General features: G+C 71.7%; 17 protein-coding genes. 9 read left to right on the forward strand and 8 right to left on the reverse strand.

Annotated elements, in window-relative coordinates:
* Positions 1-51: 51 nt before the first annotated feature.
* Both AB0C15_RS18115 and AB0C15_RS18120 read right to left on the reverse strand, forming a co-directional pair.
* The gene (locus AB0C15_RS18115) at positions 52-2,721 is read right to left on the reverse strand and encodes a carboxylate--amine ligase/circularly permuted type 2 ATP-grasp protein (protein ID WP_357353246.1); all 2,670 of its coding nucleotides are present in this window, start codon (positions 2,719-2,721) and stop codon (positions 52-54) included.
* A gap of 113 nt (positions 2,722-2,834) precedes the next feature.
* Positions 2,835-3,401 (reverse strand): DJ-1/PfpI family protein, encoded by a 567-nt coding sequence (locus AB0C15_RS18120; protein WP_357353248.1) that lies wholly within the window; start codon positions 3,399-3,401, stop codon positions 2,835-2,837.
* Positions 3,402-3,453: 52 nt separating this feature from the next.
* Between AB0C15_RS18120 and AB0C15_RS18125 the strand changes: the two genes are divergently transcribed.
* On the forward strand, positions 3,454-4,398 hold the full coding sequence (locus AB0C15_RS18125; protein ID WP_357353250.1) for a DJ-1/PfpI family protein: 945 nt from the start codon (positions 3,454-3,456) through the stop codon (positions 4,396-4,398).
* Between the two features lie 113 nt (positions 4,399-4,511).
* Here AB0C15_RS18125 and AB0C15_RS18130 read toward each other — a convergent pair whose 3' ends face one another.
* A complete protein-coding gene (locus tag AB0C15_RS18130) occupies positions 4,512-5,882 on the reverse strand; it encodes a cellulase family glycosylhydrolase (protein ID WP_357353252.1) in 1,371 nt (456 codons plus the stop codon).
* A gap of 111 nt (positions 5,883-5,993) precedes the next feature.
* The gene (locus tag AB0C15_RS18135; RefSeq protein WP_357353254.1) at positions 5,994-6,596 is read right to left on the reverse strand and encodes a dihydrofolate reductase family protein; all 603 of its coding nucleotides are present in this window, start codon (positions 6,594-6,596) and stop codon (positions 5,994-5,996) included.
* 202 nt (positions 6,597-6,798) lie between these two features.
* On the opposite strand from AB0C15_RS18135, the gene AB0C15_RS18140 reads away from it, so the two are divergent.
* Positions 6,799-7,776, forward strand: coding sequence for an aldo/keto reductase (locus AB0C15_RS18140; RefSeq protein WP_357353255.1), 978 nt, complete (start codon positions 6,799-6,801; stop codon positions 7,774-7,776).
* On the opposite strand, the gene AB0C15_RS18145 is transcribed toward AB0C15_RS18140, so the two are convergent.
* Entirely contained in the window at positions 7,770-8,534 is a 765-nt protein-coding gene (locus tag AB0C15_RS18145) for a DUF2071 domain-containing protein (protein WP_357353257.1), read from the reverse strand. The two genes, AB0C15_RS18140 and AB0C15_RS18145, sit on opposite strands and share 7 nt — an antisense overlap.
* Before the next feature lie 37 nt (positions 8,535-8,571).
* On the reverse strand, positions 8,572-9,747 hold the full coding sequence (locus tag AB0C15_RS18150; RefSeq protein ID WP_357353259.1) for a winged helix DNA-binding domain-containing protein: 1,176 nt from the start codon (positions 9,745-9,747) through the stop codon (positions 8,572-8,574).
* Positions 9,748-10,017: 270 nt separating this feature from the next.
* On the opposite strand from AB0C15_RS18150, the gene AB0C15_RS18155 reads away from it, so the two are divergent.
* The 3 genes from AB0C15_RS18155 (at position 10,018) to AB0C15_RS18165 (ending at position 12,600) form a co-directional block, all read left to right on the forward strand.
* Complete coding sequence (locus AB0C15_RS18155; RefSeq protein WP_357353261.1) at positions 10,018-10,941, forward strand: sigma-70 family RNA polymerase sigma factor; 924 nt, start codon at positions 10,018-10,020, stop codon at positions 10,939-10,941.
* Positions 10,942-11,053: 112 nt separating this feature from the next.
* Positions 11,054-11,938, forward strand: coding sequence for an alpha/beta hydrolase (locus AB0C15_RS18160; RefSeq protein WP_357353264.1), 885 nt, complete (start codon positions 11,054-11,056; stop codon positions 11,936-11,938).
* Between the two features lie 200 nt (positions 11,939-12,138).
* A complete protein-coding gene (locus AB0C15_RS18165; protein WP_357353266.1) occupies positions 12,139-12,600 on the forward strand; it encodes a DUF5709 domain-containing protein in 462 nt (153 codons plus the stop codon).
* A 53-nt stretch (positions 12,601-12,653) separates the two neighbouring features.
* Here the strand turns inward: AB0C15_RS18165 and AB0C15_RS18170 are convergent, their stop codons facing one another.
* A complete protein-coding gene (locus AB0C15_RS18170; protein ID WP_357353268.1) occupies positions 12,654-14,234 on the reverse strand; it encodes a DHA2 family efflux MFS transporter permease subunit in 1,581 nt (526 codons plus the stop codon).
* A 358-nt stretch (positions 14,235-14,592) separates the two neighbouring features.
* Between AB0C15_RS18170 and AB0C15_RS18175 the strand changes: the two genes are divergently transcribed.
* Both AB0C15_RS18175 and AB0C15_RS18180 read left to right on the forward strand, forming a co-directional pair.
* Positions 14,593-16,017, forward strand: coding sequence for an aldehyde dehydrogenase family protein (locus AB0C15_RS18175; protein ID WP_357353270.1), 1,425 nt, complete (start codon positions 14,593-14,595; stop codon positions 16,015-16,017).
* 251 nt (positions 16,018-16,268) lie between these two features.
* Complete coding sequence (locus tag AB0C15_RS18180) at positions 16,269-17,102, forward strand: helix-turn-helix transcriptional regulator (RefSeq protein WP_357353272.1); 834 nt, start codon at positions 16,269-16,271, stop codon at positions 17,100-17,102.
* Here AB0C15_RS18180 and AB0C15_RS18185 read toward each other — a convergent pair.
* Positions 17,010-17,912: an AraC family transcriptional regulator gene (locus tag AB0C15_RS18185; protein WP_357353274.1), complete on the reverse strand. Its 903-nt coding sequence runs from the start codon at positions 17,910-17,912 to the stop codon at positions 17,010-17,012. The genes AB0C15_RS18180 and AB0C15_RS18185 overlap by 93 nt on opposite strands.
* A gap of 50 nt (positions 17,913-17,962) precedes the next feature.
* Here AB0C15_RS18185 and AB0C15_RS18190 point away from each other — a divergent pair, with 50 nt between their 5' ends.
* Both AB0C15_RS18190 and AB0C15_RS18195 read left to right on the forward strand, forming a co-directional pair.
* On the forward strand, positions 17,963-18,385 hold the full coding sequence (locus tag AB0C15_RS18190) for a DUF2000 domain-containing protein (protein ID WP_357353276.1): 423 nt from the start codon (positions 17,963-17,965) through the stop codon (positions 18,383-18,385).
* A gap of 95 nt (positions 18,386-18,480) precedes the next feature.
* On the forward strand, positions 18,481-20,094 hold the full coding sequence (locus tag AB0C15_RS18195) for a lectin (RefSeq protein ID WP_357353277.1): 1,614 nt from the start codon (positions 18,481-18,483) through the stop codon (positions 20,092-20,094).
* The last annotated feature ends 34 nt before the right edge of the window (positions 20,095-20,128 follow it).

Genomic DNA, 20,128 nt, shown 5'->3' on the forward strand with positions numbered 1-20,128 from the left:
CAGGCTTGGCGGGCCGGGTTGCGTACCGATGACGGATGGGTCAAGCGTGAGTTACACCGACGGTTCGTCGGCTCCACCGAGCAGCCAGGTGTCCTTTGAGCCGCCACCCCGGGACGAGTTGACGATCATGCTGCCGGCCGGCGCCACCCTGGTCAGCGCCACCGGCGCGACCTCGGCGGTGTCCCCGAGGAACACGAACGCCCGCAGGTCGACGTGGCGGGGGGCGAGCGCGTTGCCGTCGAAGACCGGGTGGGTGGTGAGCGCGACCATCTCCTGGGCGATCCACCGGTGCGGGGCCGCGAGGATCTGCTCGCGTACGGCGTCCAACTCCTCCGCCTCGGCGCGGGGGCCGATCACCACCCGGTCACCGCCGTACCCGTCGACCGGTTTGAGCACCAGCTCGTCGAGCCGACCCAGCACCTCGGCCCGCTGCTCGGGCAGCCCACACAGGTACGTCGGCACGTCCCCCAGCAGCGGCTTCTCGCCCAGGTAGTACTCGATCAGCCGGGGCACGTACGCGTACAGCGCCTTGTCGTCACCCACACCGTTGCCAAGCGCGTTGGCGAGCGTGAGCCGCCCGGCGTGCACCGCGGCGAGCAGCGGCCAGCCCAGCGGCACGCCGTCCGCGCCCGGCGCGTGCAGCAGCGCCTCCTCGTCCATCCGCAGGTAGATCACGTCGACCTCGCGGCGGCAACCCTCGCGGACCAGCCGGACCCGACCCTCCTCCACCAGCAGGTCACTGGTCTCGGTCAGCGGCACACCCATCTCGTCGGCCAGCAGCCGGTGCTCGAACCACGCCGGATCACCCGGACCGCTGCTGAGCACGACCACGGCGGGATCGTCGGCGGCGGCGGGCGCGGCGGCGACAAGCGCCCGGTACAGCATCGCGGGCGTCTCGTCGGCGGGCAGCAGACCCTCCGGCACCGGCAGCTCCGGCAGCACCGCCTGGGTCAACCGACGGTTCTGCACCGCGTAACCGATGCCGGAGGGCACCCGTAGGTTGTCCTCCAACACGTACCAGCCGCCGTCCGGGTCCCGGACGAGGTCGGTGCCGGACACCTGGGCGCGGGTGCCCCGCCGGCCCATCAACGCCCCGGTCGGGCGCAGCCCGGGTGAGGACTCCACCACCCACGCCGGCACCACGCCGTCGGCCACCACCGCCCGGTCGGCGTAGACGTCGCGCAGGAACGCGTCGAGGGCGCGGGCGCGCTGCACCAGGCCGGTACGCAGGGTCCGCCAGTCGTCGGCGGGCACCACCCGGGGCACCAGGTCGACCGGGAAGAGCCGGGTGCTCGCCTCGCCGGCCACGCTGAACGTCACGCCTCGGGCCCGCTGTTCCTCGTCCCGGTCGTGTTCGCGTTGACGCAGGGCGCCGGCACCGAGCCGGCGCAGGGCCGCGAGGATCGGGGCGTACGCCGGTTGCGGTCCGGTCGGTCCGAAGACCTCGTCGGCGTCGTCGGCGTACGCGGACAGCGCCGGCGGTGTCGGCGCACCCGGCAGCGGGCCGCGGACCCGGCCCCGGGTCTCGTCGAGCAGCAGGTCGACCACGTCGGCCAACCGACCACGTCGCTCGTACGCCCGCCGTTGCCGCGCGGCGGAGCTGCCGCGTTCCAGGGCGTAGCGGGTCAGCTCGCTGACCTGCTCCCAGTCCCCGGTGGCCTCCAGTTGGGGGCGCAGGTCGCTCACCAGGCGGCGGACCGCCTGGGCGGCCGGCACCGGTCGGGCCGACCGGGGCAGGTCGAGCAGATCACCTTCGAGCCCGGAGCGGGCCGCCCGCCACAGCGCGGCGCGCAGCACGGGTGGTCGTACGGCCGTGCGCTCCACCCCGGCGCGCAGGGCGGCGACCTCCCGCCGGACGAGCGCCCGGAACAGGCCGGTGAGCAGGACGATGGTCTCCACGTCGGCGTTGGCGTCGGTGATCCGCAGCTCCACCGTGGGCACGTGCGCCGACGGCCGGACATCGAAGTAGATCATGGCTGGATCGGTGATGGTCTCCGAGGAGATCAGCTCGGCGACGAGCGCCTCGTGGTCCGCGGCGCTCGTCACCTCGCCCGGGTCGCCGGCGGTGGGCCACCGTTGCCAGACCAGGGACCGGACGCTGGCGTAGCCGCTGTCCTGGCCCATCCAGTACGGCGAGCTGGTGGAGAGGGCGAGCAGCACCGGCAGCCACGGCTGGACCCGGCGGGTGACCGCCACCGCCAGATCCCGGTCGGAGACACCGACGTGCACCTGCGCGCCGCAGATCAACTGCTCCCGGGCGAGCATCTGGTACTCGTCGAGCATCCGCCGGTAGCGGGAGGTGGGGGTGACGCTGGGGTCGCCGTCGGCGCGCAGCGGGACCGTGCCGGCCGCCACGATGCCCAGGCCCGCCCGGTCGGCGACCTGGACGGCGGCCTGACGCAGCCGGGTCAGCTCCACGCGGATCTCGTCGAGGGTGCGGCAGACCGCCGTGTTGGTCTCCACCACGCTGCGGTGTAGCTCGGCGGTGAACGAGGTCGCCGGCAGCCGGTCGAGCAACTCCCCGGCGCGGGGCACCAACTCCCGGGTGTGCAGGTCGACGACGTGAAACTCCTCCTCCACCCCGATCGTGGCCAGGTCCGCCGGGTCACCGTCGTCAAGCGACAGGACCGAGTTCGTACGGGGGGTGGGCAGCGCCCGGCCGTTGCCGGACCGGCCCACCGACCCGTCGTACGTCGGCGCGTTCGTGGTGTTGTCGGCCATGGTCACCCCGGTTCGCGTGTCGGTGGTCTCGACTGTCCGACGAGCGTTCCCAGGCTTGGTACCGGGGGTGTTTCCAGCGCGTTAAGGTGACGCGCCCGTTCTGTCCGGGCTGGTCAGCGTGGCGCAGCCCGGTACTCGATGGTCGCGGCGACCCGCTCGGCGGTGGCAGTGCCGAGCTCCCGTTGCGTGAGCCACAGCCCCAGGTCGAGCCCCGCCGAGAGCGCGCCAGCGGTGACCCGGTCACCGTCGTCGACGACCCGCTCGTCGAGGACGGTGACGTCGTGGGCGCGCAACTCGTCGTACGCGTTGCGGTTGGTGGTCGCCCGCCGACCCGTCAGCAGGCCGGCCGACGCGAGCACCAACGCACCGGTGCACACCGACGCCATCCACCGCGCCGACGGTGCCAGCGCGGCCAGCCTCGCCGGCAGCTCACCGCGCCGCGCCTGCGCCCAGGCGCCCTCGGCGGCCCGGTTCAGCCACCCGCCACCCGGGACGATCACGCCGTCGGCCTGATTCAGCACCTCGGGGACCTGGAGTTGGACACCACGCATGCTGGTGACCAGCCCCGGCCGTTCGACGGCGACCAGCGCCACGTCGAAGCCGGCCATCGACAACACCTCGAACGGCCCGAAGACGTCCAGTTCGTCGAAGCCGTCGAACACCACGATCTCGATTCGCACCCGGTCAGACTCCCCCCTCGGGCGGGCGGCGACGAGTGGCATTCTTGCCATCATGCGTAAGGGATCCGCCACTCATCGGGTGGCCGTCCTCGCCCTACCGAGGGTCGTCGCCTTCGATCTGACCATCGCGACGCAGGTGTTCGGCCATGAGGGCCACGGCCGGTACACGATGACGGTGTGCGCAGTGGACGGTGGTCCGGTCTCCACCACCACCGCGGGCCTGGACCTGACCGTCGCCGCGACGCTCGACGCGCTCGACGACGCCGACACGGTGATCGTGCCCGGATTCCGCCGTGGCCCGGCACCGCCGCGTGCCCTCGAAGCGCTGCGGCACGCACACCGCCGGGGCGTCCGCATCGCGTCGATCTGCACCGGCGCCTTCGCGCTGGCCCAGGCCGGTCTGCTCGACGGCCGCCGCGCGACGACCCACTGGGCGCACGCCGACGCGCTCGCCCACGAGCATCCAGGGATCTTCGTGGACGCGAGCGCGCTGTACATCGACGAAGGTGAGGTGCTCACCAGCGCCGGACTCGCCGCCGGTCTCGACATGTGCCTCTACCTCGTCTGCCGCGACCATGGGCAGGCCGCCGCCATCCAACGGGCCCGTCACATGGTCACACCACTGCACCGAGCCGGCGGTCAGGCCCAGTTCATCCCGGTCGGCGTTCCGGGTGAGGGCGACGAGTTGGCCGGGGTCATCACCTGGGCGAGCAGCAACCTGCACCGCCCGATCACCGTCGCGGACCTTGCCCGGCAGGGTGTGATGTCCAGCCGTACGCTGCACCGCACCTTCCAGAGTCGGTTCCGGATGAGCCCACGAGCCTGGCTGATCCAGCAACGGCTGCGCGCCGCCTGCACCCTGCTGGAAGACGGCGAGGTCACCGTCGACGAGGTCGCACGGCGCACCGGCCTGGGCACGGCGACCAACCTCCGTGCCCATTTCCAGCGTGCCTTCGCCACCACCCCTACCGCGTACCGGCGGGCCTTCACACCCTGATCCTCCGACGGTGGTCGCGGTGGCGGCCGGTGATGTCGGGGCGTCCCGCCGGCCTGGACACCCCGACATCAGCCGTCTCGATTCGATCACCCACTGTCAAGCAGCGGCCGGGGTCACCTCATGTTCGTCACCACGAACGGCGCGTGGCCGTGCAGATAGTTGGTCCACCCGCCGGTCACCGGCGCTCCCGGGCTGAGCAGGTTCGTGGTGTCGGTGCCGACGTCGAGCTTCCAGGCCGTCCAGGAGATGCCGTTCTGCTTCATCCAGTCGATCCAGGACTGCGCCTCCGGTAGGCAGGCCCGGCCGTCGAGGCCGCCGTCGGCGTTGCTGGCGCCCCACTCGGTGACGAAGAGCGCCAGACCCGCCCGGATGGCCGCGTCACCCTTGGCGCGCAGCGACGCCCCGTGCGTGCAGGAGTAGAAGTGCAGGGTGTACATCAGGTTGGTGCCGCTGACCGGGCTGGCCGCCGCGACGTCCACGTCCTGTGACCAGGTCGGGGTGCCCAGCACCACGATGTTGTCCGGGTCGGCGGCGCGGATCGCGGACACCACCGCCTGGTGGTACGGCTTGATGACATTGGTCCAACTGACCTGCAGGGGCTCGTTGTACGGCTCCCAGATGACGTTGGGCAGGTGGCCGTACCGGCGGGCCAGGTCACCGAAGAACGCCACCGCCTGCGACTGGTTGTTCTGCGCCTCGTGCGCGTGCCAGTCGACGATCACGTACACCCCGGCGGTTACCGCGTTGTTGATGATGGTCTCCACCTGCGCACGCGCCTTGTTCGGGTCGCTCAGGTACGCCCCCGCCGGCTCCACCCCCATGGCCGCGCGGATCACCTGGAGGTTCCAATTGTCCCGCATCCAGCGCAGCGCGCTGAGGTTCTCGGCGTACGGGGCGGTCTCCCAGTTGAGCCACATGCTGCTGATACCGCGTAGCTGCACCCGGGTGCCGGACCTGTCGCACATCGTGGTGCCGCACACCCGCAGTTGCCCGTGCCGCTCGACTGGCGTGCCGGTGGTCGGCGGTGGTGTGGTGGGCGGCGGGGTCGTGGGCGGCGGCGTGGTCGTGGGCGGCGGCGTGGTCGGGGGTGAGCCGCCGGCGCAGGACGCGCCGTTCACGGTGCAGTTGACCGGGGTGCCGGTGCCGTTGACGAGGAAGCCGAAGGCGGTGGAGGCGCCGGCGGCGAGGGTGCCGTTCCAGGACACGTTGGCGAAGGTGTAGTGGCTGCCCGAGGTCGTCTGCTGCGCGTTCCAGGACTGGCTGATGGTCGAGGAGGACGGCAGGTCGAACTCGACCCGCCAGCTGGTGATCGGTGCGGAGGTGTCGTTGGTGACGGTGACCTGCCCCTGGTAGCCGTTGCCCCAGTTGTTCGTCACGGAGAACACGGCGGTCGCCGCGCTGGCCGGGGTGGCGGCGACGATCGCCACCCCACCGGCGAGCAGGCCGGCGACGGCCAGAGTCGTGACGAGTCTCAGTGTGCGCATGCGGAACCCGCTTCGGATCGACGGTGGTGGTCTGCGGCGGGGCGGCGCCTGCGCGCACCATATCGATCGTCGACTATGGAAGCAAGGTAGAGGCACTTGCCCCGGCTGCGCTCAGGCCGCTCGGCGTACCCGGTAGGCCAGGTGGGTGACGCCGTCGCCCTCGACGACGCTGAACGGGCCGTCCAGCTGAAGTGGCGCGATCTTCAGGTCGGCGAAGAGCGGGATCCCGCTGCCGAGCAGGACCGGCACGAGGTCGACGTGCACCTCGTCGAGCAGGCCGGCCTCGACGACCTGGGCGGCGATGGTGCCGCCGTTGACGCCGACCTCCTTGTCGCCGGCGATCGCCTTGGCCCGGGCGATGGCGCTCTCGATGCCATCGGTGACGAAGACGAAGGAGTCGTTCTCGGGCGCCCAGCCCTCCGGCACGCCGTGGGTGACCACCACGACTGGCACGTCCAACGGATGCCGGCCACCCCACCCGCTGGTGATGTCGAAGAGCCTCCGGCCGACGACGAGCGCGCCGGTCCGCTCGGTGAGGGCCCGCAGGTGCCGGGCACTCACTGCGGACGTCCGAAAGGTCAGCTCGGGGTCGGCCGTCGGCGTCTCGACGTCGCCGTTCTCGTACCACTGGAAGAGGTACTCGAAGCCACCGTGGGACGCGTCCGCGATGTAGCCGTCCAACGACATCGTCGCCCCGGTCGTCACCTTCGTCATCGATCCACTCCTCGGTCCGTGCCGTGTCGGCTCGTCGGCGAGGCCGGCTGCCTCCGGCCCTCAACCAATGGTCGAAGCCGGCGCGACAGTTCTCGACACGTCCGCCGACCTTTTCCAGTGTCGGCCGTCGCCGTCATCGGCGCAGCGTGTTGTCCGCCGTCGGCGGGTGCGGGTCGGCCGGTCCGGTCGTAGCGTGGGGCGCATGCGAACCACCACGCTGGGCAACACCGGTCCCGAGGTCGGCGTCATCGGCCTCGGCTGCATGGGCATGAGCCACGGCTACGACATCACCGGCCCCCGCGACGACGACACGTCGATCTCCGTCATCCGACAGGCACTGGACCTGGGCGCGACGCTTGTCGACACGTCGGACGTGTACGGCCCGTACACAAACGAGGAACTGGTCGGGCGGGCGCTGGCCGACGGTCACCGGGAGCGGGCCGTACTGGCCACGAAGGTCGGCCTGGTGGCCACCTCCCCCACCGGTGGCCCCGGCAACTCACCGACGATCGGCAACAACGGCCGCCCGGAGCACATCCGCACGGCGATCGACGAGAGTCTGCGCCGGCTCGGCACCGACCACGTCGACCTCTACCAGTTGCACCGCGTCGACCCGGCGGTGCCCATCGAGGAGTCCTGGGGCGCGATGGCCGAGGTCGTCGCGGCCGGCAAGGCCCGGCAGATCGGGCTGTCCGAGGTGAACGTGACGCAGGTGGTGCGGGCCCAGGCGGTGCACCCGGTGGCGTCGGTGCAGTCCGAACTGTCACTGTGGACGCGCGACGTCTTGACCGAGGTGTTGCCGTACTGCGCCACGCAGGGCATCGCCTTCCTCCCGTTCTCCCCACTGGGTCGCGGTTTCCTCGCCGGCCGGATCACCTCGTTCGACGACCTGCCCGCCGACGACTTCCGGCGCGGCCTGCCGCGCTTCCAGCAGGACGCGCTGCGCGCCAACCTCGCCATCGTCGCCCGGGTCCGGGAGATCGCCGACCGGGCCGGCGTCAGCCCCGCGCAGGTCGCCCTCGCCTGGGTGCTCGCCCAGGGTGAGCAGGTCATTCCGATCCCCGGCACCAAGACACCGAAGTACCTGGTGGACAACTGCGCGGCCGCTGACGTGCGGCTCAGCGCCGAGGACCTGGCCGACCTGGACGCGCTGCCCGCACCCGAGGGCAGCCGCTACTGAGACTCCGGCGGCCCGGCAGCACGCGGCCGGGCCGCCACCGGCGGGCCGAACCTGACCCCGACACCTGGCGAGTAGAGCACGCTCACCGGCGGCCCGACCGGTGCCGGCAGCCCGGCAGCGGCCACCAGCTCGTCATCGAAGTGCAGCACCTCGGCCCGGTGCAGGGGCCAACTCGGATGCCAGTTCGGCAGGTGCAGCGTGCGCCCGTACGCCCGGGTGTGCAGCCCCCAGCGGGCGGTGAGGAAGTGTTCGAGCGGCGTCGGCTCGACGATCCGCTCCCCCACCCGCACCACCATCCGGCTCGTCGTACCCGCCGGGCCCGGCCAACGCCGCCGGCAGCGGTAGCTGCGACGGTCGCCCTCGCGATCCATCCGCATCGACGACCAGAGGTACGGTAGGCGCAGCGTCGCCCGTGCCACCAGCACCGGCAACAGGCGGGAGGCGTCGAGCGACCGGAAAACGACCGCTCGTCGGCCGGCGTCGTCGACCGAGTAGAGCCGGACGTTTGTCTCTGCGAAGGTGCCGAAGTACGGCACCCCCGGGCCACGGCCGAAGCCCAGCGCGACCATCCGGAAACCGATCAGGCCGACGTAGCTGACCCCGTCCACGGTGTCCGGACGGGTGCCGGCGGGCAGCAACGGCGCGACGAGGGCCGGAGCGACCGCCCAGTGCAGGAAGGTGAGGTCCTCCCAGCGCTGGCGCAGGAGCGCCCAGGGGAACGCCTGCCGGGGCGCGTGGTCGACCGGTTCGGGGTGCACACCCTCATCCTGGCCCAGGCGGTGGGCCGGCGTGGTCTCAGGCGTGCGGACCGACGCTGACGGTGCCGATGGTCAGCGACGCCCTACCCTCCAGGATGTCGCCGATCCGTTCGACCTCCTCCCCCAACGCCCGCTGCCGGGCGGCACTCAGTGTCTGTAGCGGTTCGACCGTGATGTGGATCGAGCGGCCGGAGCGGCGTTGGTGCCACACGCCGGCGACCACCCCGTCGACAAGCAGCACGGGATAGTTGCCGGCCTGGCCGCCGTTGAGCGCCCGCTCGGCGGCAGCGCCGGGGAAGAGCCGTTCGCGGGGGTGGCAACCGACCGTGTACGCGTCGAAGTACGGCAGCAGTCGCAACCCGGACGGCCGGTCGTCGGTGAACTCGGTGTCGTCGGCGTTCACCCAGGCCCGGCTGCCCTCCACCGCCACCTCGGTCAGATCTGCCGAGTCGAACAGCCCTGTCGCCCACCTCGGCTGCACGGCCATCCACCTGGCGAACTGTGCCGGGGTGGCCGGCCCGTACGCGTGCAGGTAGCCGCGGACGAGGGCGGCCAGGGCGGCGGGACCGGGCATCGGCGTGAACTCGGGCAGCCACCGGGCCGGGCTGGTGTACGTGCTGGCCCGACCGCGATTCGGCCCGAAGCAGATCACGCCGCCCCGCGTCGCGGCGGCCATCGCGGCCATCCACCGCGGCCATCTGTCCTGGAACGCCTCCATGACCAGGTCGCCCGCCCACGGGCCGGTGCGGGCCACGATCTCCTCGGTCAACTCGACGCTGGTCAGGTCGGTCTCGGCGACCGCGTCGGCGATGGCGGCGAGGACCTGATCGGTCTGCCGGGGGGTCAGCAACGCCACACTCCGCTCCCCGGGCGGGGCCGGAAACGCGGACAGCGCGCCGATCCACATCGGCAGGTCCGCCGCGGCGAGCAGGTGCACGGTGCCGCGCGGCCCACGGGTCTTGACCAGGGTGCGGTCGGACCACAGTGCCCGGCGCACCAGCTCGCGGGTGGCGCCCGGCACCCGCAGCCCGATGGACAACTCGGCGGCAGACGCGATCTGGGCGTGCGCGCCGCACATCGCCGACACCACGTCGGCGAGGCGTCCGGCACCCGGTGCCACGTCCGGGCCCGTGGTGGCGTCCGCCGCCGGTGCGGCGAGCCGGTGCCGCGCAAGACGTCGAGCGGACACCTGCGCCCAGCTCAGCTCCGTCATCGCGGGCAGCCGTCACATTTGCGGACGTCGACCGGGCACCACCGGAGTGCTTCGACAGCGCAGGTTCTCATGCCGCCCACGTTACGAGCGACGTGTGTCACTTCCGGCGACCGTCGCCGGCCCTGGGCACGGTGAGCCCCGACTCTTCCGCGCTTCCGGCTCGGAGCGGAGACGTTCACGCGCCGTAGGCTGGTAGCGGCGACAGGCACCGAGCAGGCGGCTCAAATCCCCTCAGGTGTGATGATTCGGGACCTGCGGGAGGACGTACTCGTGACGCAGAGCGACGCCGAGCTGATGGTGCTCGCGCAGGCGGGAGACGCGGCTGCGCTCGGGGCGCTGCTGACCCGGCACGAGGCCGGGATGCGTGCCGTCGCGCTGAGCGTCCTCGGTTACGGGCCGGACGCCGAGGACGCGGTGCAGGACGCGATGGTCGTCGCCCTGCGTCGCATCGGCGAGGTCCGCGACCCGACCGCCGTCGGCGGCTGGCTGCGGGCCATCGTCCGGAACAACAGCCGGATGGCGTTGCGGGGCCCCCGGGCCGTTCCGGTCGCCGAGCCGGAGTGGTTCAGCCGCCCGGCCGACACTCCCACCCCCGAGGAGGCGCTGGACCGGGCCGCGATGCGCGACTGGGTGTGGGACTCCATCGGCCAACTGTCCGAACCTGACCGGCTCGTCACCCTGCTGCGGTACTTCAGCGACGCGTCCTCGTACGAGCAGATCGCGGCCGTGTGCGGCGTGCCGGTCGGCACCGTCCGCAGCCGCCTCAGCCATGCCCGTCGCGCGCTCGCCGGCGGCCTCCGCACAGCGGCGAGCACGGCCCATGCGGACGTCGCCGCCTCCAACGACTCGCACTGGCGTGCCGGCCGCGACATGATCACCACGGCGATGGACGGGGACTTCGAGCGGGTGGTCCGCGAAAGCTGGTGGCCGGACGCCGAGATGATCGTGCCCGGCGGTCCCCGCGGTGGCCGTGACCTGGCGATCCACGGGATGAACCGCGATCTGGCCGCCGGAGTACGCCAGCGGCTGCGCAACGTGGTGAGCAGCGGCGACGTGCTGATCTGGGAGACCGACCTGATCAGCCCGCCCGACGACCCGGAGCACTGCCCACCCGCGGCGCTGTGGTTGCAGGTGCTGCGCGAGGGCCGGGTGCGCCAATTCACCCTCTTCCACCCGGTTCCGGCGCTGGTCTGAAAAACATCCCCGACCGAGCGAACTTTCCCCTCGGCCCGTGCATCTGGTCCGCGTCAGGGACCAGTCACCGCGTCGGCGGACGCCGCGCGGATCTCGGATCGGGAGAGCAACAATGAGTTCCACCAGCCACGACGCCAGCGCCCTCGCGCCGGGCGCGCACACCATCACCGTCGACGGCGTGTCACAGGTCTACCACGTCGCCGGCACCGGCCCGGTCTGCGTGGCGCACTCCGGCGGACCGGGCATCGAATGGTCCTACCTACGCGCGCCCGGCTTGGAGGAGCACTTCACGATGGTGTACGTGGAGCCGGTGGGCACCGGTGCCTCCGGACGCCTCGACAACCCCACCGATTACCGTCTCGACGCCTATGTCCGGTTCCTCCACGCGATCGTCGCGCACCTCGGCGAGCCCCGGGTGTATCTCCTCGGACACTCGTACGGCGGGTTCGTCATCCAGCGGTACGCCCTCGACCACCCGGACCGGGTCGCCGGTCTCGCCCTGTACGACACCTCGCCCGTCACCGGGGCGGAGTTCTGGGCCGAGGCGGTGGCCGGTGTCGCCGCGTACCCGCAGCGGCACCCGGACCGACCGGAGGCGGCGGCGATCCCGGCGTTCTTCGAGCAGCTCCACGCGGCGACCGACGACGAGTCGTTGGGCGCTGCGCTGCGCGCCGTTCTGCCGGTGTACTTCGCGGACTTCTGGGGCCGACAGCACGAGTTCGCCCCCCTTCAGGCCGGCGTCCGGATCTGGGCGGAGCCGGCAACCGCCCAGGATCCGGCCCCATTCGACATCCGGGACAGGCTCGGTGAGATCACCGTGCCCGCCGTGGTGATCGTCGGGGCGTACGACTTCATCTGTGGGCCCCGCTGGGCCGCCCAGCTGCACGCGGGGCTCGCGGACTCGCGACTGGTGACGCTCGAGCGGAGCGGACACTTCGCGCACATCGAGCAGCCGGCCGAGTTCACCGACGCCGTGGTGGAGCTGCTGAAGCGGTGACGCACGGCGGCGCCCGTCCCGCCGTCAAGATCCGCGCACGATCAGCGATGGTGCTGCCTCCCGCGCCTCGGAGGCCGCAACAACCGGGATGTTGCGGCCTCCGAGGCGGGTTCGTCACAGCGGGCAGGCCTCGGGGTGCGGTCGCGTTGCACGGTCATAGGCTGGGCACTTTGCTGCAGCGTGACGAAGAGGAGACCGCCGTGAGCCAGACCGAACGTGTGGATTCCGTCGACGAGTGGAACGTGGTCGAGGACGACGGGGTTCTGGACGCCTCCGACACCCTCGACGACGACCGGGTCGGCGACCCCCTCGACACCGGCATCGTCGCCGAGGACCACTGGACGGCGGCGAACCGCTTCGGCACCACGCCCGCCGAGGAGCGGGCCGGCGAGTCCCTGGAGCAACACCTCGCCCAGGAGGTGCCGGATGTCGACCCGTACGCCGAGGGTGGCGACGACGAGGACGAGCTGACCCGCCGGGGGTACGAGTCGGAGGCGCGTGCCGGTCGACTCGTCGCCTACGACGAGGGCGTCCGCGAGGACGACGAAGCCGAGTCGGTGGCGTGGGACGCCGGCATCGACGCGGGTGCCGCAAGCGCGGAGGAAGCGGCGATCCACGTGGTGGAGGACCCGGACGGGCCCGGCGACGGTCCGCTGCGCTGACGCGTACCCGCCGGGCCCGACACCTCGCGGGGTGCCGGGCCCGGCGGCGTCGGTCAGTGGATGACGACCGGCGTCTTGACCTGCTCGCCCTGCGGGTCGTCGAGCTGTGCCGGCTGACGTCGGCGCGGCAGGAACGCCGCCGGGATGATCGTGAGCACGACAAGCGCGAACGCGACCCAGAACGTGCTCGCGAACGACTTGGCGGCGAAGTCCAACCCGCGCTCGATGATCGACGGGTCCACCGGCATCTGCTGGAGCAGCTCCGGCCGCTGCTGGGACGCGATGGCCAGCCCGGCCTCGGTGATCGGCTTGCCGCTCTGGTCGACCAGACCGGGGATCGGCCGGGAGCCGTTCAGCTCGTTGGTGAGGATCACCGACATCACGGCGGCGCCGACCGACCCGCCGATCTGCTGGAGGATGTTGACGAGCGTCGAGCCGCGCGCCACCTCCTGCGCCTGCAACGTCCGCAGCGCCGAAGTCATGATCGGCATCATCGTGCCGCCCATGCCCAGGCCCATCACGAACAGCGACCCACCGAGCATCCAGTACGAGGTCTGCGGGTCGACCTGGGTGAAGCCGAAGAACCCGACGACGATGAGCCCCAGCGCGAACGGCACGGTACGCCCGATCGGCACCCGGTCGGCAAGCGTGCCGGCGATCGGCATGGTGATCATCGCGCCGATGCCCTGCGGGGCCATCAGCAGACCAGCGGCCAGCGTCGACTCACCGCGCACCTGCAGGAAGTAGCTCGGGAACAGCAGGCCGGCGCCCATGAAGGCGATGATGAACACGAACATCGTCACCGACGCGATGGTCAGGCTGCGGTTGCGGAACAACCGCAGGTCGAGCAGCGGGTGCCGGGGCTTGAACGAGTAGAGCACGAACGCCACCACCAACGCGCCGCCGACAAGCATCGGGGCCCACACCTTGGTCTCGGCGAAGGTGCCCACCTCCGGCAACGACGAGATGCCGTAGAGGAACAGGGCGAGGCCCGGCGAGAGCATCAGCATGCCGACGAAGTCGAACGACTCGGACGGCTCGGGCGCGTCCTTCGGCAGCGCGAACTGCGCGTAGATCAGCCCGACGACACCGATCGGCAGGTTGATCAGGAAGATCCAGTGCCAGCTCGCGGTGTCGATCAGCCAACCACCGAGGATCGGACCACCGATCGGCCCCAACAGCATCGGGATGCCGAGGACGGCCATCAGCCGGCCGATCCGGTGCGGGCCGGCGGCCCGGGTCATGATGGTCATGCCCAGCGGCATGAGCATGCCGCCGCCGAGGCCCTGCAGGACCCGGTAGCCGATCAGCTCGCCAATCGTGTCGGCGGTGGCGCAGAGCCCGGACCCGATCGTGAACAGGGCCAGCGCCACCATGTAGAGCCGCTTGGTGCCGAACCGGTCCGCCGCCCACCCGCTGAGCGGGATCACGGTGGCAAGGGCGAGGGTGTAGGCGGTCATCGTCCAGGCGACGCGGGCGTAGGACGCGTCGAACTCACTCTGGAACTTGGGCAGCGCCACGCTGACCACTGTCACGTCGAGGATCGACATGATCGCGCCAAGGACGACGACGCCCGCCACCTTGAGCACCGCGGCGTCGAGTTTGTCCGATGTCGCGACGGATTGCTGTGTCACTAACTCTCCTGAAGTCGATTGAGCCGGCCGATGGTGGGCGGTGGCGGCGATGCCGCGCCTACCGGGCGCGGGGCGCGACGAGCCTGGGCAGGGCGCGCGGAGGCAGACTAACTGCCAGGTGTGACGATTCGCCGCCGGATTTCGTGACCGCCGGAGCGCGTATCCGAACGGCCGTCCAATTGCAGCCGCTCGTCGGGGTGGCGGTCTGCCTCAGACGGTGACCACCGGCACACCGGGTGCCGCCACCGCCGGCCGGATCGTCCTCGCGCGTCGACCGGGGCCGACCTCAGCCAGGGATCGCGGAACCCTGGATGAACCGCACCTGGTTGGGCTTCGGCGGCGGTGCGACTGTCGGCCCATGACACCTTCCACCCACACCGTCGCCGGTCACTGGATCGGTGGCGAGACCGTCACCGGCTCCGCCGGCACCCTTCCCGTCGTGAACCCGGCCACCGGCGAGGTCGTCGCCGAGACCCCGGCCGGCAGCGCCGCCGACGTCGACCGCGCCGTCGCCGCCGCGCGGGCGGCCTTTCCCGCCTGGTCGGCAACCACCCCGCAGCACCGGGCGGACGTGCTGCGCCGCCTCGGCGCCGGCCTCGCCGCCCGGACGGAGGAGATCGCCCAGGCGATCACCGCCGAGATGGGCTCCCCGATCGGGATGTCCCGGACCGCCCAGGTGGCGTTCCCGGCCGCGGTGGTCGAGTCCGTCGCCGGCCTGGCCGACGACTTCGCCTGGACCGAGGAGGTCGGCAACTCGCTGATCGTCCGCGAGCCGATCGGGGTGGTCGGCGCGATCACGCCGTGGAACTTCCCGCTCCAGCAGATCGTCTCCAAGCTGGCCCCGGCCCTGCTCGCCGGCGACACGATGGTCTTCAAGCCGTCCGAGAACGCTCCGCTGACCGCCCGGATCCTCGCCGAGGTGACCGCCGAGGCGGGCGTACCGGCCGGCGTCTTCAACATCGTCTACGGCACCGGCGCGACCGTCGGCGAGGCGATCTCCGCCCACCCGGACATCGACATGATCTCGTTCACCGGCTCCACCCGCGCCGGGCAGCGCATCTCCGCGGTGGCCGCGACGACCGTCAAGCGGGTCGCGCTGGAACTGGGCGGAAAGGGCGCGAACATCATCCTCGACGACGCCGACCTGCCGACCGCGGTCGAGCGAGGGCTGATGATGGCGTTCAGCAACGGCGGTCAGGTCTGCGGCGCGTGGCCCCGGATGCTGGTGCCCGCCTCCCGGCAGGACGAGGTCGTGGCGCTGGCCGTCGAGGCCGCGAAGCAGTACACCGTGGGCGACCCCGGCGACGAGGCCACCCGGATCGGCCCGATGGCCTCCGAGGCCCACCGGCAGAAGGTCGTCGGCTACGTCGAACGGGGCATCGCCGACGGCGCCCGGCTCATGTTCGGCGGGCCGGAGCGGCCCGAGGGGCTGCCCGTCGGGGCGTACGTCCAGCCGACGATCTTCGCCGACGTCGACCCGACCTCCGCGATCGCCCAGGAGGAGATCTTCGGCCCGGTGCTGACGATCATCCCGTACGCCGACGAGGACGAGGCCGTCGCCATCGCCAACGGCACGGCGTACGGCCTGAACAGCGGCGTCTTCGGCGAGCCGGAGCACGCCCTCGCCGTCGCCCGGCGGCTGCGCGTGGGCCAGGTCGACGTGAACGCCGGCCACTGGAACCCCCTCGCCCCCTTCGGCGGCTACAAGCAGTCCGGCAACGGTCGCGAGTTCGGCCGGCTGGGCCTGGAGGAGTTCCTGGAAACCAAGTCCATCCAGCGCTGACCCCCCGCCCCCCGCGCCCCGCGCCCCGCGCCCCGCCCCCCGCGCCCACGCCCGCGCCCGCGCCCGCGCCCGCGCCCGCGCCGATCTTGCACTTTCGGATGCCGATGTGGGGCATTTCGCCCGTTATGGCGCGACAGAAAGTGCAAGATCGCGAAACCCGGGGGCGGGGCGGGGGTGGAACAGCGGGCCTGGGCTGCCGTGTTGTTCTCGTCGTGCCGGTCGACAGCCGGCACCCACCGATCGGAGTCACCGTGGACCGCGCTCAACTCGCCAGCTTCCTGCGCACCCGCCGCGAAGCTCTCCAGCCCGAGGACGTCGGGTTGCCCAGGGGCCCACGGCGGCGTACGGGAGGGCTGCGGCGCGAGGAAGTCGCCACGTTGAGCGGGATGTCCACCGACTACTACAGCCGGTTGGAGCAGCAGCGTGGGCCGCACCCCTCGGAGCAGATGCTCGCCGCGCTGGCCCGTGGCCTGCGGCTGTCGCTCGCCGAACGGGACCACCTGTTCCGGTTGGCCGGGCACGCCGTGCCACACCGTGCGGTACGGGCCGACCACGTCAATCCGGGGATGATGCGGATCCTCGACCGGATGCACGACACCCCGGCCCAGGTGGTGAACCACCTCGGCGAGACCCTGGCGCAGACCGGGCCAGCCGTCGCCCTGCTCGGTGACGAGACCCGGTACACCGGGCTGGCGCGCAGCGCGCACCACCGCTGGTTCACCGACCCGACGGTCCGGCGTTTGCACCCGGCCGAGTACCACGAGACGCAGAGTCGGCTGCTCGTGGCGCACCTGCACGCGGCGTACACCCGGGACGGGCGCGGATCGCGGGCCGCGGCGCTCGTCGACGACCTGCTGGCCCGGAGCGCCGAGTTCGCCCGGTTGTGGCGGGAGCACCCGGTGCCCGCCGGCTACTGCCCGCCCAAGCACTTCGTGCACCCTGAGGTCGGCGCGTTGGAACTGCACTGCCAGACGCTTGTGGACCCGGACCAGTCACAGACGCTGTTGGTCTTCACCGCCGCGCCCGGGTCGCCGAGCGACGAGAAGCTGCGGCTGCTCTCCGTCATCGGCGCCCAGCTCGTCTGACGACTGCGCGCTGCGGGCCGGGTAGCGGGCTGGGCTGACGCCCAGGTAGCGCCGGAAGTGGCGGGTCAGGTGGGCCTGGTCGAAGAATCCGGCCGCGACGGCGGTCTCGACCGGCCGCTGCCCGGCGAGGAGCAGGCGGCGCGCCAGCTCGACCCGGCGGCCGGTCAGGTACGAGTGTGGTGGCACGCCGTGCGTCCGGGTGAACGTCCGGACCAGGTGGGTGGGGTGCGCGTGCAGCAGGGCGGCGGCCTCGCTCAGCGTGACGCCCTCGACGGTCCTGGCGTCCAACAGTTCCCGCAGGCGCACCGCGAGGCCGCGTCCTGGCGGTTGCACACCGACTGGCGAGCGGCGGCGGAGTTGGCGGCGCAGCCGGTCCAGGATGAACGCGAGTCGACTTTCGGCCTCGAACTCGTCACCGGGTGCGGCGAGCGCCCGGTGCAGGTGGTGGATCCGGTCGCGGAGGTGCGGATCGGCCAGGTCCGGTTCGTCGACGGCCCGGCCGCCCAGCTCGGCGTCGAGCGCCGTGGTGTCGAGGTACAGGACCCGCTTGCGGAAGCCGCCCGGGGTGGCGGAGCTGCCGTCGTGCGGCACGTACGGCGGCAGCAGGGTGACCGATGTGCGCAGCGCGCCGTGCCGGTGCCGGTCGAGGTCGAAGCGGACCGCGCCGTCGTCGACGATCAGCAGCGTCCACACCTCGTGGATGTGCCGAGGGTAGGCGTGGTCGACGAAATGGGCGTGGAAGACCTCGGCGACCCCGGCTACCGTGGGTCGCCACGCGCTGACGTGCGAGCCCGCCGGGCGGGTGGCCACGCTAAGAACGTACAAGACCGCTAGGCGCCGGGGCGGGCAGGCTCGACGCCATGACCGAACCGATCCGCTTTCCCACGAAGATCGCCGTCCTGCTCCGTGACGACCTGGCGAGCTGGCAACGGCTGAACGTCACCGCCTTTCTGGTCAGCGGCATCGCGAGCACGTTGCCGGAGCTGCTCGGCGAGGAGTACCGCGACGCGGACGGCACCCGCTACCTGCCGATGTTCGGCCAGCCGGTGCTGGTCTTCGCCGGGGATCGCGCGGCGTTGGTCGACGCGCACTCGCGCGCCCTCGCCCGTGGTGTGCGGGTGGCGATCTTCACGTCCGAGTTGTTCGCCACCGGCAACGACCGGGACAACCGTGCCGCCGTGCGCGCGGTCGGACGGGAGAAGCTCGACCTGGTTGGCCTGGCGTTGCACGCGCCCCGCGCCGTGGTGGACAAGGTGCTCAAGGGTGCGTCCATGCACCCGTAACGGCATTCGTGGCGACGAAGACATTGATATCGGTCCGTACGGCTGTAATGATTAACACACTTTACAGTTGTTTCGTCGCCCGGAAGGACCCCCACATGGCGCGCCGACTGGCCGGGCTCGCGCCCCGCCGCCCCCGCATCAGGCTCACCTCCGCGCTCGCCGCGGCCCTACTCGCCGTACCGGCCGGCCTGGTCGTCGGCGCGACACCGGCGACGGCCGCCGCGACGGGCACCATCACCGGGTACGGCGGCAAGTGCGTCGACGTGGCCGCCGCGAACCCGGCAAACGGCACCGCCGTCCAGCTCTACGCCTGCAACGGCTCGACGGCGCAACAGTGGACGGTCGCCGACGACGGCACGATCCGGGCGCTGGGCAAGTGCCTCGACATCGCCGCCGCCAGCACCGCAAACGGTGCCCGGGTGCAGATCTACGACTGCAACGGCACCGCGGCGCAGCAGTGGTCGGCGAGCGCCGGGCAACTGGTCAACCCGACGTCGGGCAAGTGCCTCGACGCGACCGGCCAGAGCTCGGCCGACGGGACGCCGTTACAGATCTGGAGCTGCACCGGCACCGCCAACCAGACCTGGGCGCTGCCCACCGGCGGCGGCACCACACCACCGCCGTCGAGTGGGTTCAGCCACCCCGGCGTGCTGGTCAGCCGGGGCCAACTCGACTTCGTCCGGAGCCGGGTGCAGGCCGGCGCGCAGCCCTGGGCTGCGGCGTACAACCAGATGATGGGCAGCCGGTACGCCTCGCTGTCGCGCACCCCGGCACCCCGTTCGGTGGTCGAGTGCGGTTCCTACTCCAACCCGAACAACGGCTGCACGGACGAGCGGGAGGACGCCATCGCGGCGTACACCGACGCGCTGGCCTGGTACATCACCGGCGACGCCAGGTACGCGCAGAAGTCGATCCAGATCATGGACGCGTGGTCGGCGACGATCACCGCACACACCGGCAGCAACGGCCCGCTGCAGACCGGCTGGGCCGCCTCGGTCTGGCCCCGGGCCGCCGAGATCATCAAGTACACGTACACCAGTTGGCCCAACGCCAACCGCTTCGCCACCATGCTGCGCAACGTCTACCTGCCGGTGGTGCGCAACGGCTCGAACAGCAACGGCAACTGGGAACTGACCATGATGGAGGCCGCCGTCGGCATCGCCGTCTTCCTGGACGACCGGAGCGCCTACGACGCGGCGGTCACCCGCTTCCTCAACCGCACCCGGGCCTTCATCTACCTGCCCAGCGACGGCGCGTTGCCGTACACGATGCCCGGCAGCGGCCTGGACACCAGCTCCGAGATCATCGGCTACTGGCAGGGCCAGTCCACCTTCGTCGCCGGCCTCGCCCAGGAGACCTGCCGCGACTTCGTCCACACCGGGTACGGCATCTCCGCCATCTCGCACGTCGCGGAGACCTCCCGGATCCAGGGACGGGACCTGTACCCGCAGGTCGGTGAGCGGCTGCGCCAGGCGTTGGGCTTCCACTCGCGCTACCAGCTCGGCGAGGCGCCGCCGTCGTGGCTCTGCGGCGGCAGCCTCACCCGGGGCCTCGGGCCGATCACCGAGGTCGGCTTCAACGCGATGAGCACCCGGTTGGGCAACGTCATGACCAACACGCAGACCCTCACGCTGCAACAACGTCCGGCGGGAACGAACAACCTCTTCGTCGCCTGGGAGACGCTCACCCACGCCAACAACCCCAACTGACCACGCTGCCGTGGGGTGGCGCCGAGTGCGTGGC

Source organism: Micromonospora sp. NPDC048835 (genome assembly GCF_040649995.1).
In the GTDB taxonomy this organism is placed as follows: Bacteria; Actinomycetota; Actinomycetes; order Mycobacteriales; family Micromonosporaceae; genus Micromonospora.

Coding starts and splice junctions, on each gene's coding strand:
- AB0C15_RS18160 (WP_357353264.1), top strand. CDS start 11,054: ATGAGTTCCACCAGCCACGACGCCAGCGCCCTCGCGCCGGGCGCGCAC.
- AB0C15_RS18140 (WP_357353255.1), top strand. CDS start 6,799: ATGCGAACCACCACGCTGGGCAACACCGGTCCCGAGGTCGGCGTCATC.
- AB0C15_RS18175 (WP_357353270.1), top strand. CDS start 14,593: ATGACACCTTCCACCCACACCGTCGCCGGTCACTGGATCGGTGGCGAG.
- AB0C15_RS18195 (WP_357353277.1), top strand. CDS start 18,481: ATGGCGCGCCGACTGGCCGGGCTCGCGCCCCGCCGCCCCCGCATCAGG.
- AB0C15_RS18130 (WP_357353252.1), bottom strand. CDS start 5,882: ATGCGCACACTGAGACTCGTCACGACTCTGGCCGTCGCCGGCCTGCTC.
- AB0C15_RS18115 (WP_357353246.1), bottom strand. CDS start 2,721: ATGGCCGACAACACCACGAACGCGCCGACGTACGACGGGTCGGTGGGC.
- AB0C15_RS18150 (WP_357353259.1), bottom strand. CDS start 9,747: ATGACGGAGCTGAGCTGGGCGCAGGTGTCCGCTCGACGTCTTGCGCGG.
- AB0C15_RS18135 (WP_357353254.1), bottom strand. CDS start 6,596: ATGACGAAGGTGACGACCGGGGCGACGATGTCGTTGGACGGCTACATC.
- AB0C15_RS18190 (WP_357353276.1), top strand. CDS start 17,963: ATGACCGAACCGATCCGCTTTCCCACGAAGATCGCCGTCCTGCTCCGT.
- AB0C15_RS18125 (WP_357353250.1), top strand. CDS start 3,454: ATGCGTAAGGGATCCGCCACTCATCGGGTGGCCGTCCTCGCCCTACCG.